This is a genomic window from Streptomyces liliifuscus, assembly GCF_016598615.1.
GTDB classification, from domain to species: domain Bacteria; phylum Actinomycetota; class Actinomycetes; order Streptomycetales; family Streptomycetaceae; genus Streptomyces; species Streptomyces liliifuscus.
In genome coordinates, this window is sequence record NZ_CP066831.1 from 2993889 (window position 1) to 3008247 (window position 14359).

Below are 14359 nucleotides of genomic sequence, written 5' to 3' on the forward strand. Positions count from 1 at the left end.
CGACAGCCGGCCCGCACCCGAGGGGGGCTAAATGGTCTGCCAGGCCTCCAGGGCCAGGCCCGGCTCTTCCTTTCGGCGGGTCAGGAGGAGGTGGCCGTTGGCCGGCTGGAGGGTGGCGGCCGTGACGCGGCCCTCGTGGTCGTGGCCCAGCGACAGCTGGACGTCCGCGGGGAGCTGGGGACCGGACTCGGTCCACCACGCCCCCGCAGACTCCTGCTCGGTCGGATAGGCGGCGAAGGCGATACGGCCGCTCAAGGACCGCTGGGCGAGCAACGTGCAGTCGACGCCGTCGAGCGTGCAGCGGATCGCGGACACCGGTCCCGGCCCGGCGCAGGTCAGAAGCGCGACCGGCTCACTGCCGGCCCGCCACGCGCACACCGTGTCCGACTCGTCCGTGAAGAAGAGCGTCACATGCTCGTCGGAGGTGGTGAGGGCCCTCAGCGTCCCCGGCCGCGCCGCCACCTTCAGCGGCTCCTCGTCGATCGCGGGGATGTGGCCAGGGCCGAGCTGGGTCCAGCGCAGGATGCCCGCCGGCGAGGCCGCGTACAACTCGACGAGCCCCGACGCCCGGGTCACTGCCGCCAGTTCGCCCTCGACCTCACGGCCCTTGAGGTCGCGCCACGGGCCCCACCCGCCGCGCTCCTTCTGGCCGCGCATACTGACGCCGCCACCCCTGTTGGGTACGAAGACATGGGCGCGGCCCTGCGCGTCGACCGTGACGGCCGGTACCCCGGTCGCCTCGCCCTTCTTGTTGGGATGCCCGAGGGGATTCCAGTCGAGGGCCGCGAGATGCGGCCGGAAGTGCGTGGCGTGGACGAGCCCCGACTCCTGCCCGCCGGTGGGACGCCAGGACACCAGATGGGCGTAACCGTCGGTTCCCTGCCCCACGGCGAGCGCGGGATGGACACGCTGGTCGCCGCCGACCGTACGGGGCGCCGACCATGCGCCGCCCGGGTGCTGCTCGGCCCAGCACCACACCGCTTCGTCCCGCGGAGCGTAGGCGCCGAGTCTGCCGTCCCGGCCGCGTATGAGCCAGTCACCGTTCACTGTGCGGACCATTGACACTCCCCCACTCTAATCGGGTCGTGTGATCCCCCTCCGTGCGACCCTGGCCACATGGACGCCCCGCTGCTCGTGATCGTCGACGCCGCCAATGTGGTCGGGTCCGTACCCGACGGCTGGTGGCGCGACCGCAAGGGCGCCGCGGAGCGTCTGCGGGATCTGCTCGTCCCGTACGCCACCGACGGGCTGCCGGCGCACCCGGGTCCCCTGGAGCTGGTCCTCGTGGTCGAGGGCGGCGCTCGCGGCATCGCCTCCGCCCCGGGCGTACGGGTCGACGAGGCGCCCGGCAGCGGCGACGACCGCATCGTGGAACTGACCGCCGAGGCCGCGGACCGCCCGCGTCTGGTGGTCACGGCCGACCGTGAACTGCGCCGCCGGGTGAGCGAGTTGGGCGCGGAGGTCACGGGCCCACGCACGGTCCGCCCCTAGCCCCCACACCGCACGTCGTCGCCCCTCACCTCATAGGCCCGCACACCGTCCCAGCCCCTGGGAGCCGTCTCACGGGCGCGTACGGCACCGCCCCGTCCCACCCATGCCCACTTGTCCGTACCGGGCCGTCAGGGGCCGCCGTGGCGACGGCGGTCGGCGCGCGGACGCACGCGGTCCGGCCCCGCGGTCTCCGCCGGAGCGGGACGTACGGGGCCGGTTGATCGCGAGGGTCGGTCGATCGCGAGGGTGGATCGAAAGCGGGGCGGTTACTCGCTGTCTCCGCGCTGCGGCTTGACGGTATCGGCGGCCACGGCCTCCTCGCCGCGTCCGAGACGGCTGTGGGAGCGGCCGTACACGAAGTACACGAGGAAGCCGATCGCCATCCAGATGCCGAACCGCAGCCAGGTCTCGGCGGGCAGGTTGAGCATCAGCCACAGCGAGGCGAGGACGGAGACGATCGGCAGGAACGGCACCAGCGGGGTACGGAAGGAGCGGTGCAGTTCGGGGCGGGTGCGGCGGAGGATGATCACGCCGATCGCGACGACGACGAACGCGAACAGCGTGCCGATGTTGACCAGTTCGGCGAGCTCGCTCAGGCTCGTGAAGCCCGCGAGGATCGCGATGATCACGCCGAGCAGGATGGTCGGCCGGTGCGGGGTCTTGAAGCGCGGGTGGACGCGCGAGAAGAAGCGCGGCAGCAGTCCGTCGCGGCTCATCGCGAAGAAGACCCGGGTCTGGCCGAGGAGCAGGATCATGCAGACCGTCGTGAGGCCGACTGCGGCGCCGAAGCTGATGAAGCCCGCGAACCAGGGGTGCCCGGTGGCCTTGAACGCGTCGGCCAGCGGGGCGTCCACGGAGAGCTCGGTGTAGTGCTGCATACCGGTCACGACGATCGCCACCGCCACATACAGCGTCGTACAGATGATCAGGGAGCCGAGGATGCCGCGCGGCATGTCCCGCTGGGGGTTGCGGGTCTCCTCGGCGGCCGTGGCCACGACGTCGAAGCCGATGAAGGCGAAGAAGACGACGGAGGCGGCGGTGAAGATGCCCATCACGCCGAAGTTGGAGGGGGCCCAGCCGAACATCAGCTGGATGAGCGGGGATTGGAGATCACCGCCCGCCGACACCTCCTGCGCCTTGGGGATGAACGGGTCGTAGTTGTCGCCCTTGATGAAGAAGGCACCGGCGATGATGACGACCATGACGACGGTGACCTTGATGGCGACGACGATCGCGGTGATCCGGGCGGAGAGCTTCATCCCGATCACGAGGATGCCGGTGAGCACCAGCACGAGGGCGGCGGCGAGGATGTCGAAGCCGAAGCCGTCGGCCCCCTCTCTTCCGCTGAGCGCCGCCGGCAGTTGCCAGCCCGCGTTGTCCAGCAGCGAGGCGATGTAGCCCGACCAGCCGACGGCGACCACCGCCGTGCCGAGCGCGAACTCCAGCACGAGGTCCCAGCCGATGATCCAGGCGGGCAGCTCCCCGAGCGAGGCGTACGAGAACGTGTACGCGGAGCCGGCCACCGGAACCGTGGAGGCGAACTCGGCGTAGCAGAGCGCGGCGAGCGCGCAGACGACCCCGGCGACGATGAAGGCCAGGGCTACGGCGGGACCGGCGTTGTTCTTGGCGACCGTGCCGGTCAGGACGAAGATGCCGGTGCCGATGATGACACCGACGCCGAAGACGGTCAGATCCAGCGCGGACAAGGATTTCTTGAGCGCGTGCTCTGGCTCCTCGGTATCGAGGATGGACTGTTCGACCTTCTTCGTCCTGAAGAGGGTGCTGCTCACGGCGTACCTCCCACGCTTGTCGTCCTCGACATGATCGAGAGGGGGCGTGGTCCGTATGCCCCGGCGCGGCAGGTTTCACGCTAATGGGCCGGTTTCACCACCGTAAAGGGTGTGGAAACCGGCCCATTGAGCCCTGTTCAGTCGCGGGCGGACTCCACCGTGGCGTGGGCCTGCTCGGTGGGGGTCCCCCCGTTCGAGCGAAGCCGGGAGTGGGGGAGGCCGTCGAGCTTGGAGACGAGGCCGGTGACCTGCCGGGCGATGTCCGGTGCGGTCAGTCCGATCTCGGCCAGCACCTCCTTGCGGGAGGCGTGGTCCAGGAAGCGGGGCGGGATGCCGAAGTCGCGCAGCGGTACGTCCACGCCCGCGTCGCGCAGGGCCTGGGCGACGGCCGAACCGACGCCGCCGACGCGGGAGTTGTCCTCGACGGTGACGACCACGCGGTGCTGCTCGGCGAGCGGGGCCATGGCCTCGTCGACGGGCTTGACCCAGCGCGGGTCGACGACGGTCGTGGAGATGCCCTGCTTGTCGAGAAGGCCGGCGATCTCCAGGCACATCGGAGCCAGGGCGCCGACGGAGACGAGCAGCACGTCCGGGGCGTCGGTGCCCGGCTCGCGCAGGACGTCCATGCCGCCGATCCGGCCCACGGCGGGTACGGCGGGACCGACCGCGCCCTTGGAGAAGCGGACCACGGTCGGCGCGTCGGTGACCTCGACGGCCTCGCGGAGCTGGGCGCGGACCTGGTCGGCGTCGCGCGGGGCGGCCAGCCGCAGCCCGGGGACGACCTGGAGGATCGACATGTCCCACATGCCGTTGTGGGAGGCGCCGTCGGTGCCGGTGATGCCGGCCCGGTCGAGGACGAAGGTGACTCCGCACTTGTGCAGGGCCACGTCCATCAGGACCTGGTCGAAGGCGCGGTTGAGGAAGGTCGCGTACACGGCGAAGACGGGGTGCAGGCCGCCGGTGGCGAGGCCGGCCGCGGAGACCGCCGCGTGCTGCTCGGCGATGCCGACGTCGTACACCCGGTCCGGGAAGGCCTTGGCGAACTTGTCGAGGCCGACCGGCTGGAGCATGGCGGCCGTGATGGCGACGACGTCCTCGCGCTCCTTGCCGAGCTTGACCATCTCCTCGCCGAACACGGACGTCCAGTCGGCGCCGGAGGAGGCGATCGGCAGGCCCGTGTCGGGGTGGATCTTGCCGACGGCGTGGAAACGGTCCGCCTCGTCCTGGAGGGCGGGCTGGTAGCCGCGGCCCTTCTCGGTGAGGCAGTGCACGATGACGGGGCCGCCGAAGCGCTTGGCGCGCACGAGCGCGGACTCCAGGGCCTCGATGTCGTGGCCGTCGATCGGGCCGACGTACTTCAGGCCCAGGTCCTCGAACATGCCCTGCGGGGCGATGAAGTCCTTGAGGCCCTTCTTGGCGCCGTGCAGGGTTTCGTAGAGCGGCCTTCCGACGACGGGCGTGCGCTCCAGAATGTCCTTGCCCCGGGCCAGGAAGCGCTCGTAGCCGTCGGTGGTGCGCAGGGTCGCCAGGTGGTTGGCGAGGCCGCCGATCGTGGGGGCGTACGACCGCTCGTTGTCGTTGACGACGATGACGAGCGGGCGGTCCTTGGCGTCGGCGATGTTGTTGAGCGCCTCCCAGGCCATGCCGCCGGTGAGGGCTCCGTCGCCGATGACGGCGACTACGTGGTCCTCTTTTCGCAGGACCTCGTTGGCTTTCGCGAGGCCGTCGGCCCAGCCGAGGACCGTGGAGGCGTGGGAGTTCTCGATGACGTCGTGCTCGGACTCCGCCTGCGAGGGGTAGCCGGACAGGCCGCCCTTCATCTTCAGCTTCGAGAAGTCCTGGCGGCCCGTGAGCAGCTTGTGCACATAGGACTGGTGTCCCGTGTCCCAGAGGATTCTGTCCTTCGGGGACTCGAAGACGCGGTGCAGCGCGATGGTGAGCTCCACGACACCGAGGTTCGGGCCGAGGTGGCCGCCGGTCTTGGAGACCTCTTCGACGAGGAAGGTCCGGATCTCGCCTGCCAGCTGGTCCAGCTGCTCCAGGCTGAGCCGGTCCAGATCGCGCGGTCCCCTGATGCGGGTCAGCAGCGGCACCCGTGCCTCCTTGCAGTAGAGCTGATCGAGCTTTCGCCGGGTCTGTCGAGTCTAATGTTCCGCCTTTCACGGCGGCGGCCGGGCTGTGCGTCGTACGTCACGCGTTCGGCCGTAAAACATCTCGCCCACAGCTCCCGCCACCAAACGCACCAGGACAAACGAAAGTGCCCGACACCGCCATTGGTGTCGGGCACTTGTCCGAAAGGGGCTTCGCCCTGTCGAGGGGCTTCGCCCCTAAGGGGCGCGGGGAACTGCGCGACCAGCCACAAGCCGGCCGGCAGCTCTCCACAACCGTCAGGCCATGTACCGCTACGCGCGACCCGCCGTCTTCTGCGTCTTCCGGGTGATCGAGTCGATGACGACCGTGGCCAGAAGCACACCACCAGTGATCATGTACTGAACCGGCGTGGCGATGCCCTCAAGGGCCAGCCCGTACTGGATCGACGTGATCACCATGACACCGAGCAGCGCGTTCCACGTACGCCCGCGCCCACCGAAGAGGCTGGTGCCACCGATGACCGCCGCCGCGATGACGTTCATCAGAAGGTCACCCGCACCGGCGCTCTGGTTGGCCGCCGCGATCTTCGAGGCCCAGAACAGACCGCCCACCGCGGCGAAGAAGCCCGCGATGGCGAAGACCGAGATCCGTACCGCCGTGACGTTGATACCGGCACGCCGGGACGCCTCCACGCTGCCGCCGAGCGCGAAGATCTTGCGGCCGTAGGTCGTGCGGCGCAGCACGAAGTCCGTGATCACCAGGACCAGGACGAACAGCAGCAGCGCCAGGGGCAGACCCTTGTACTGGTTGAACATGATCGCCGCGGCGAAGGCGACGACCGCGAGGATCGCCGTGCGCACCACGATGTCGACGAGCGGCCGGGCCGGGATGCCCGCCGCCTCACGGCGGCGGCTGTCCAGGAACGAGGTGACGAAGAAGAGCGCCACCGCGACCACCGCGAGCCCGTAGGCGGCCGCGACGTCCGAGAAGTAGTACGTGGTCAGCTTGCCGACCACGCCGTCGCCGTCGAGGTTGATCGTGCCGTTCTCGCCCAGGATCTGGAGCATGAAGCCGAGCCAGAACAGCAGACCGGCCAGGGTGACCGCGAACGCGGGCGCGCCGATCCTGGCGAAGAAGAAGCCGTGGATGGCGCCGATGGCCGCACCGCTGGCGAGGGCGATGAGGACCGACAGCCACTCGTTCACGCCGTTGGTGACGCTGAGCACGGCGGTGATGGCGCCCGCCACACCGCTGACCGAGCCGACCGACAGGTCGATCTCGCCGAGCAGCAGCACGAAGATGATGCCCACCGACATCATGCCGGTGGCGACCATCGCGACGGCGATGTTGTTGAGGTTCTCGGCCGAGAGGAAGGCCGAGTTGAGGCTCTGGAAGATGACGCAGATGACGATCAGACCGACGACGACCGGGATGGAGCCCAGGTCACCGGCGCGCATCTTGCGCTTGAACTCGTCGAGGTAGCCCGCGAAGCCCCGCTCGCGCACCAGCAGCCGGGGGTCGACGGCGACATCGGCGCCGGCCGCGGCCTCGGGGTTCTCGACAACGTGGTCGTCGGGAGTGACGGAGGTCTTGTCGATGCTCACTTCTGAGCCTCCCCGTTGCTGCGCGCCGCACGACGGGTCACGGCGTTGTCCGTGGCACCGGTGATGGCGGAGATGATCTCTTCCTGCGAGGTGGTCTTGACCTCGAACACACCGTTGTTGCGGCCGAGCCGGAGCACGGCCACCTTGTCGGCGACGGCCTTGACGTCGGCCATGTTGTGGCTGATGAGCAGGACCGCGTGGCCGCGCTCGCGCAGCCGCTCGACCAGGTCGAGGACCTGGGCGGTCTGCTCGACACCGAGGGCCGCGGTGGGCTCGTCGAGGATGACCAGCTTGGGTGCGCCGAGCATGGATCGGGCGATGGCCACCGTCTGGCGCTGACCGCCGGAGAGCGAGGCGATCGGGATGCGCACGCTGGGGATGCGGATCGACAGCGTCTGGAGCAGTTCGCGCGAGCGGCGCTCCATCTCGACCTCGTCCAGGATGCCGCGCTTCTTCAGCTCACGGCCCAGGTAGAGGTTGCCGACGACGTCGATGTTGTCGCACAGCGCGAGGTCCTGGTAGACGGTCGCGATGCCCAGGTGCTGGGCGTCGTGCGGCTTGTTGATCTGGACGGTCTTGCCGTCCCATTCGATGACGCCCTCATCGATGGGGTGCACGCCGGCGATCGTCTTCACCAGCGTGGATTTTCCGGCGCCGTTGTCGCCGACCAGGGCGACCACCTCGCCGGCGTGGACCTCGAGCTCTACGTCGGTGAGCGCCTGGACGGCACCGAACCGCTTCGAGACCCCGCGCAACGCCAGGACAGGCGTAGCGGACACGTTAACCATCTCCTTCGCCGCCTGACCCGGCGGGAGGTTGTGCAGAAGAATTGGGGGAGGGAGGAAGGATTCCGTCCGGCGCCCCGCCCTAGCTTGCGGGGCTGGTGGTTGCGGGGCGCCGGAGGAGCTTCTGGTACGCGAGCCCCGGACGGGATTCCTTGCGGGAATCAAGCCTCGTACGGGAATCCGATGACGAATTCCCGTACGCGGTGAGGGACTTGCGTTTCGGCTACTTGAGACCGATCTTGTCGCAGGCGGCCTTGAACTTCGCCGTGCAGATCTCGTCGAGGGTGTAGATGCCGTCCTTGATGACGGTGTCGTTGATGTTGTCCTTGGTCAGCGACACGACGGGGACGAGCACCGACGGGACGCCCTTGGTGGTCGGGCTGTCGACCGAGTCCTTGGCGATGGAGTCGAGCTTCTCGCCCTTGGCGAGGGCGACGGCCATCTCCGCGGCGACGTCCGCCTCCTGCGGGTAGGGCTTGTAGACGCTCATGTACTGCTCACCGGAGACGATGCGCTGCACACCCGCGAGCTCGGCGTCCTGGCCGGTGACCGGCGGCAGCGGGGTGACGCCCGCGGCCTTCAGGGCGGTGATGATGCCGCCCGCCATGCCGTCGTTGGCGGAGTAGACGCCGACGATGTTGTTCTTGCCGATCGCGGAGATCGCGCCTTCCATGTTGGCGTTGGCGTTCTCCGGCTTCCACTCCTTGGTGTCGTACGACTTCGCGATGTCGACCTTGCCCTCGAGCTCGGACAGCGCGCCCTTCTTGAAGAGGGCGGCGTTCGGGTCGGTGACCGCGCCGTTCATCATGACGATCTTCGCGGAGGGCTTCGCCTTGTCGCCCAGGGCCGTCAGAAGCGCCTTGCCCTGGACGCGGCCGACCTCTTCGTTGTCGAAGGAGGTGTAGGCGTCGATCGGGCCCTCGGCCAGACGGTCGTACGCGACGACGGGGATGCCGGCGTCCTTGGCCTTCTTCACGCCGTTGGCGATGGCCTTGGAGTCCACCGCGTCCACGATCAGCACGTCCACCTTGTTGGTGATCATCGTGTCGACCTGCTGGGACTGCGTGGTGGCGTCCTGCTTGGCGTTGGCGTAGACGATCTCGCCCTTGTTGTTCGTGAGCTCCTTGACCTTCTTCTCGATCAAGGGCTTGTCGAACTTCTCGTACCGCGCGGTCTGGTTCTCCGGAAGGAGGAGGCCGACCTTGATGGCGTCGCCCTTGGCCGCGGACTTCGTGCTGTCACTGTCGCCGGCCTCGTCGGCACTGCCACAGGCAGCCAGCGAGACAGCCATCGCACCTGCGGCAACAGCAAAGGCGGCGCGACGCATACGCGTATTCACTTCAGAAACCTCCCTGACGAGGCCGCGACGTTGCGGCCGAGGTGGCTGGAAGTCAACTCGGCCACAAGTGCGACGTCAAGAAGTAAATCCTTAACGAGATGGCAACGGTGCCATCCGTTCTCTAAGTGAAGGCAGGCGTGGCGGTCGTGAGCGAACCGTCCAAAAGGGTCGAATCGCCCATCTCGCTGAGTGCGAGAGCGAGCGCCCCGAGGACCTCCGCCCGGCCGCCAAGTGCCCCTGGCAGAACGGATAGTTGACGTGCCGCACTGGGGATCGCATAGCGGCCGACGGACTCCCTTATGGGCCCGAGCACGAGCTCTCCGGCCTCGGCGAGATCACCGCCGAGAACCACCCGACTCGGGTTGAGCAAGTTGCAGAGATTGGCGACTCCACTGCCGATGTGTCGGCCGACGTCGGCGATCACCCGACGACAGCCAGGGTCTCCGTCCCTCGCCAGCCGTACGACACCTTCCATGGTCAGGTCCGTGCCGTGGCTGGACTGGAGGAGCGGCAGCACATAGCGCGCCGCCGCGAAGGTCTCCAGGCAGCCCCGGTTGCCGCAGCGACAGACCGGGCCCGACTCGTCAAGAGTAATATGCCCGATTTCTCCCGCTGTGCCACCCGGGCCGCGATAGATCTTGCCGCTGATCACGAGTCCGGCGCCCACACCGCTCGCGACCTTGATGTATGCCAGGTCCCGGACACCCCGGCCACTCCCCCAGACGAGTTCGCCGAGGGCTCCCAGGTTGGCGTCGTTGTCGACGTGCACGGGCACGCCGAGCCGTCCGCCCAGCTCCTCGGCGGGTTTGGTGCCGGTCCAGCCCGGCAGGATCGCGGTGGAGCCGAGCGTCCCGGACTCCACGTCGATCGGCCCCGGCACGCCGAGCCCGACGCCCGCGATCTTCGTACGGTCCACACCGGTGGCAGCGATCAGGCGGTTGACCAGCTGTTCCGCCCGGTCGAAGCCCTGTGCGGCGGAGGCGTCCACATCGAGTGGCTCGGACTCCTCGGCGAGCACCTGATGGGCGAGGTTGCCGACCGCGACGCGCAGGTGTGTGTGCCCGAAGTCGACGCCGATCACGATGCCTGCGTCGCCGCTGAGACTGACGCTGCGGGCCCTTCGGCCGCCCGCCGAGGTGGGGGTGACCTCGACCGTCCCGCCGTCCTTCAGCTCCCGAACGATATTGGAGACCGTGGCCGCGGACAGGCCCGTCGTCCTCGCGATCTCGGCCTGCGTGAGCGACCCGGCCAGGCGCACCGCACGTACGACCCGTTCGAGATTGGCTCGGTGCAGCGACGACTGCGACCCCGGAGTCTCCACGACGACCTCCTGCGTACGGGGTCGCCTCAGTGAGACCCCGTCTATGTCCAACTAGTGAACTCTAAGCTGAGCCGTTTGGGTTGCCTCCCGTCAAGAGGTTGAGCAAGAGAGGGGCGCGCCGGCGCCCGCACACACAAGGGTGGCCCCGGCTCCAATCCGGGACCACCCTCGCAAACCGAACCGACGGCCGAACCGTTACTTGAGCGCACCCGCGGTGAGGCCCTGGACGACCTGGCGCTGGAAGACGATGTACGCGGCGAGCACCGGCAGCATCGCCATCACGAGGCCGGCGAAGAGACCGGACCAGTCACCTTTGTAGCCCTGGCTGACGGCCAGCTGGACGAGCCCCTGGGTGAGCACCTTGTTGTCCGGCTCGGTGTTGAGCACGGTCGGCAGCATGTACTGGTTCCACTGGCCCAGGAAGTTGAAGATGGTGATGCTGATCAGGCCGGGCTTGGCCATCGGCAGCATCACCTGGAAGAACGTCCTGGTGTGCGAGGCGCCGTCCACGAAGGCGGCCTCGGCCACCGAGGACGGCAGCGTGCGGAAGAAGGCCGTCATGAAGAACACGGTGAACGGCAGCGAGTAGCCGATGTAGACCAGGATCAGTCCGGGCAGCGTGTTCAGCAGCGAGAGGTTCTGCATGACGTAGAACAGCGGGACCAGCGCCAGGATGATCGGGAAGCTCATTCCTCCGATGAAGAGGAAGTAGATGAAGCGGTTCCCGGGGAACTCGAAGCGCGCGAGGACGTAGGCCGCCATGGAGCCCAGCAGCATGGTGCCCAGGAGCGAGAACCCCACCACGATGATCGTGTTGAGGAAGTAGTCGCTCATGTTCGCCTCGGTCCAGGCGCGCGACCAGTTGTCGAAGTGCAGCGAGTCGGGCAGCGCCCAGGGCGAGCTGAAGATCTCCTTGTCCGTCTTGAACGAGGTCATCACCGCCCAGAGCAGCGGCAGCACGACCATGAACGCCCAGAGGATGAGCATGCCGTGCGAGAAGATGTTGAGGACCCTGCCCTCGGTGGCCTTCTCCCTCGGCCCGGGCGCCGGCGTCGTCTTCATGACGGGCGGCCTCTCCTCGGTGGTGTCGGCGGGAGGCATGTCGGTCGTCTTCACTCGTGGCCTCCTCGCGGCTCGGTCAGCTCGGTCTGCATCAGTACTCCAGCCGCTCGCGCCGGCCCAGCTTCATGACGACGGCCACGAACAGCAGCGTCACGATGAGCAGGGCGACACCGATCGTCGTCGCGTAGGCGGCCTGACCGTCGCGGAACGCCTTCTGGTAGACGTACAGCGGCAGGACGGTCGTCGAGTAGTCGGGACCGCCGCCGTTCGGGCCCACGGTCATGATCTGCACGACCGCGAAGGCCTCGGCGCCGAGCGCCAGGATGCCCACATAGGCCCAGCCGGACTGCACGGTGTCCCAGAGGAGCGGCAGGGTGATCTTGAAGAATGTCGTGATGCGGTTTGCGCCGTCCAGCAGCGCCGCCTCGTAGTAGTCCTTGGGAATGGAGGCCATTCCCGCGGAGAAGAGCACCACGAAGAAACCGACGGTGCACCAGACGAGTACCGCGAAAACGCACCAGAGGGCCAGATCGGGGTCACCGAGCCAGTCGGGCTGAACGCTGTCCAGTCCGATCGCCTTCAGGGCGGAGTTGATCGCACCGCTGTTGGGGTTGTAGGCGAACTGGAACAGCAGCGCGACGATGGCGATCGACAGCACCTGCGGAAAGAAGTAGACCACCTTGTAGAAGGCGGAGCCGCGGACACCGGCGATCGCGGCATTCTTCCGGCGCCGTCCGCCGACATTGAGCATGAAGGCGAAGAACAGCGCCATGGTGAGGGTCACCAATGGCAGCAGCACGACCAGCATCACGCTGTGCTGCAACGACTTCCAGAAGACCTCGTCATCGAGCAGTCGCGTGTAGTTCTTGAAGCCCACCATCTTGAACTCGGGGCTCAGACCGCTCCAGTCCGTGAACGAATAGTAGATGGACTGGATGAAGGGCCAGATCACGAAGAGGCCGTAGATGGCCAGGGGGGCCGTCAAGAACCCCACGATGAAACGGTATTTGCCGTGTTGCATTCCTACCGACCCGATCTTCCCGCGGGGGCTGCCGTCGATGCCGCACTTCCAGGTCCTGTCTCCCCGATCTTCGCGGATCGGCGCGCGGCGTCTGGTGCGGTGCGTCGGCGTGTGGCCGCATCGCCCTCGTACTGGACGTACTTGGGTGATGCGGCCGTGCGTCGAGGTGCCGTGCCAGGCGTCGTGCGCCCGCGAAGATCGGGGAGACAGGGCCTGGAGCCGGGGCCCCGGTCACCGCCCGGGGCCCCGGCCTCACTCACTGGTGCTTGTAGTGCTGGATGTTGTCGTCCTTGGCCGCCTCGTCGGCATAGCCCTGGATCTTCTTGATGGCTTCTACCGGGGTGAGCCGCCCCGCCATCATCTCGCCGAGGCCGCCGACACCGATCTTCTCCTTCTGCAAGGCCACGTACCAGTCCTGGATGCGCGGGTTGACCACGTTGGTGCCGGCCTTCTCCAGGGCCGCGACACCTGACTTCAGACCCGGCGTCAGCTCGATGCCGTCGGTGCCGCCGTTGAACGCGGTCAGCGACTTGACGGACGCCGTGAAGTTCTTCGACGAGGCCTCGCTGAGCATGATGCGCAGCTGCTCCATGCCGCCGTCCGTGTTCTTGGCCTTGGCGGGAACGATGAAGGGCTCGCCGCCGGACGCCCAGATGGTGCCGAAGGGCATCTTGTCCGAGCTGTCGATGCCGCTGGGCGCGTTCACCGCGAGGTTGAAGTCCTTCGGCATGGTCTTCGCCGCCTCGTTCTCCACCCAGGAGCCGTTCGGGATGAAGAGTGCCTTGCCCTCGGTCCAGGCCGTCTGGGACTGGATGTGGTCCAGGCCCGGGGTGCCCTTGAGGATGTAGCCCTTCTTGTAGAGCTCGTAGTACGCCTCGAAGCAGGTCTTGACCGCGGGGTGCTTCCAGGCGTTCGGCTCCAGGTTGTCGATGGCGTCGAGCACCTCGACACCGCCGACCTTGGCGATCATCGGGTAGAGGGAGAAGGGGATGTAGTACGGGTGCTTGCCCGCGTACGTCCAGCCCGCGATGCCCTTCTTCTTCGCCTTGGCACAGACCGCGAGCATGTCGTCCCAGGTCTCCGGGTACGTGGCGTCGAGGGACTCCAGCGCCTTCTGGGAGTACCACACGCCGTAGACGGTGTACGCGTAGTACATGATCCAGACCGGGTCGCCGTCGAACTGGCCCATCTCGACGATGCCGGGGCGCAGAGTGTCCCGGACCTTCTTGGCCGGGTCGTCGACGGACGGCGCGTCCAGCAGCGGGGTGAGGTCCGAGAGCTGCTTCTTGCCCACGAGGACGCCCATGTCCATCTGCTCGGCACCCGAGTTGTCGATCAGGTCCGGCGGAGTTCCCTGGTTGAAGCGCGGCTGCAGGACCGACTGGATCTTCTGGGTCGACGAGAACTTGACCTTGGCCTTGGGGAAATTCTTCTCGTAGATCGCCTTGGCGTCCTCGGCGTACTTCGTGCCGAAACCGCCGTCGAAGATGACGATCTCCAGCGGCGCGGTCTCATTGACGGCGAGGGGGTTCTCCTTGGTCTTCTTGCCCTTGTCGACCTTTTCCTCGCTGCCGCTGTCGCCGCTGGCACAGGCCGACAGGAAACTCATCGTGGGTACGGAAATCAGGCCGAGCGCAGCGGTCCGCTTGATCAGATCGCGGCGGCCGACACCCTCTGGGTTGTTGTGGGCGGAAGTGGATCCCATGCTCAAGTCCTCGCCTTCATCAGGACTCAGGCGGTGAACCGGACCCTCCCCGGCACCGCGGTCGGTACTGCATTACCCGGGGGTCAACCCCCGGACCCCCGGCAGGAAAAGCAGGTCGGACGGCTTGCCCGGCGCTTTCCGCGGGGGGAC

11 protein-coding genes are annotated in these 14359 nt (G+C 67.7%); 1 reads left to right on the top strand and 10 read right to left on the bottom strand.

Annotated features, from left to right (window positions below; all coding sequences use genetic code 11):
- Positions 1-27 precede the first annotated feature (27 nt).
- On the bottom strand, positions 28-1047 hold the full coding sequence (locus tag JEQ17_RS12665) for a hypothetical protein (protein ID WP_200401461.1): 1020 nt from the start codon (positions 1045-1047) through the stop codon (positions 28-30).
- 69 nt (positions 1048-1116) lie between these two features.
- On the opposite strand from JEQ17_RS12665, the gene JEQ17_RS12670 reads away from it, so the two are divergent.
- On the top strand, positions 1117-1491 hold the full coding sequence (locus tag JEQ17_RS12670) for a PIN domain-containing protein (protein WP_200395362.1): 375 nt from the start codon (positions 1117-1119) through the stop codon (positions 1489-1491).
- A 266-nt stretch (positions 1492-1757) separates the two neighbouring features.
- Here JEQ17_RS12670 and JEQ17_RS12675 read toward each other — a convergent pair whose 3' ends face one another.
- From JEQ17_RS12675 to ngcE, 9 genes are all read right to left on the bottom strand, one after another.
- Positions 1758-3281 (bottom strand): amino acid permease, encoded by a 1524-nt coding sequence (locus tag JEQ17_RS12675; RefSeq protein ID WP_200395363.1) that lies wholly within the window; start codon positions 3279-3281, stop codon positions 1758-1760.
- Positions 3282-3418: 137 nt separating this feature from the next.
- A complete protein-coding gene (dxs, locus tag JEQ17_RS12680) occupies positions 3419-5374 on the bottom strand; it encodes a 1-deoxy-D-xylulose-5-phosphate synthase (protein WP_200395364.1) in 1956 nt (651 codons plus the stop codon).
- Positions 5375-5683: 309 nt separating this feature from the next.
- Positions 5684-6976, bottom strand: coding sequence for a sugar ABC transporter permease (locus tag JEQ17_RS12685; protein WP_200395365.1), 1293 nt, complete (start codon positions 6974-6976; stop codon positions 5684-5686).
- Entirely contained in the window at positions 6973-7764 is a 792-nt protein-coding gene (locus tag JEQ17_RS12690) for an ATP-binding cassette domain-containing protein (RefSeq protein ID WP_200395366.1), read from the bottom strand. Before JEQ17_RS12690 ends, JEQ17_RS12685 begins: the two co-directional genes overlap by 4 nt.
- Before the next feature lie 220 nt (positions 7765-7984).
- Positions 7985-9088, bottom strand: a complete 1104-nt coding sequence (locus JEQ17_RS12695; RefSeq protein ID WP_200401462.1) for a substrate-binding domain-containing protein — start codon at positions 9086-9088, stop codon at positions 7985-7987.
- Between the two features lie 133 nt (positions 9089-9221).
- Entirely contained in the window at positions 9222-10421 is a 1200-nt protein-coding gene (locus tag JEQ17_RS12700) for an ROK family transcriptional regulator (RefSeq protein WP_055614337.1), read from the bottom strand.
- Between the two features lie 195 nt (positions 10422-10616).
- Entirely contained in the window at positions 10617-11483 is an 867-nt protein-coding gene (locus tag JEQ17_RS12705; protein ID WP_234048713.1) for a carbohydrate ABC transporter permease, read from the bottom strand.
- Positions 11484-11574: 91 nt separating this feature from the next.
- On the bottom strand, positions 11575-12504 hold the full coding sequence (locus JEQ17_RS12710) for a carbohydrate ABC transporter permease (protein WP_200395367.1): 930 nt from the start codon (positions 12502-12504) through the stop codon (positions 11575-11577).
- 256 nt (positions 12505-12760) lie between these two features.
- Entirely contained in the window at positions 12761-14209 is a 1449-nt protein-coding gene (gene ngcE / locus JEQ17_RS12715; RefSeq protein ID WP_200395368.1) for an N-acetylglucosamine/diacetylchitobiose ABC transporter substrate-binding protein, read from the bottom strand.
- Positions 14210-14359: the final 150 nt, after the last annotated feature.

Excerpts from the sequence above, each read along its gene's own strand:
- JEQ17_RS12670 (WP_200395362.1), top strand. The coding sequence starts at position 1,117 with ATGGACGCCCCGCTGCTCGTGATCGTCGACGCCGCCAATGTGGTCGGG.
- JEQ17_RS12690 (WP_200395366.1), bottom strand. The coding sequence starts at position 7,764 with ATGGTTAACGTGTCCGCTACGCCTGTCCTGGCGTTGCGCGGGGTCTCG.
- JEQ17_RS12695 (WP_200401462.1), bottom strand. The coding sequence starts at position 9,088 with ATGCGTCGCGCCGCCTTTGCTGTTGCCGCAGGTGCGATGGCTGTCTCG.
- JEQ17_RS12705 (WP_234048713.1), bottom strand. The coding sequence starts at position 11,483 with ATGAAGACGACGCCGGCGCCCGGGCCGAGGGAGAAGGCCACCGAGGGC.
- JEQ17_RS12710 (WP_200395367.1), bottom strand. The coding sequence starts at position 12,504 with ATGCAACACGGCAAATACCGTTTCATCGTGGGGTTCTTGACGGCCCCC.
- ngcE (WP_200395368.1), bottom strand. The coding sequence starts at position 14,209 with ATGGGATCCACTTCCGCCCACAACAACCCAGAGGGTGTCGGCCGCCGC.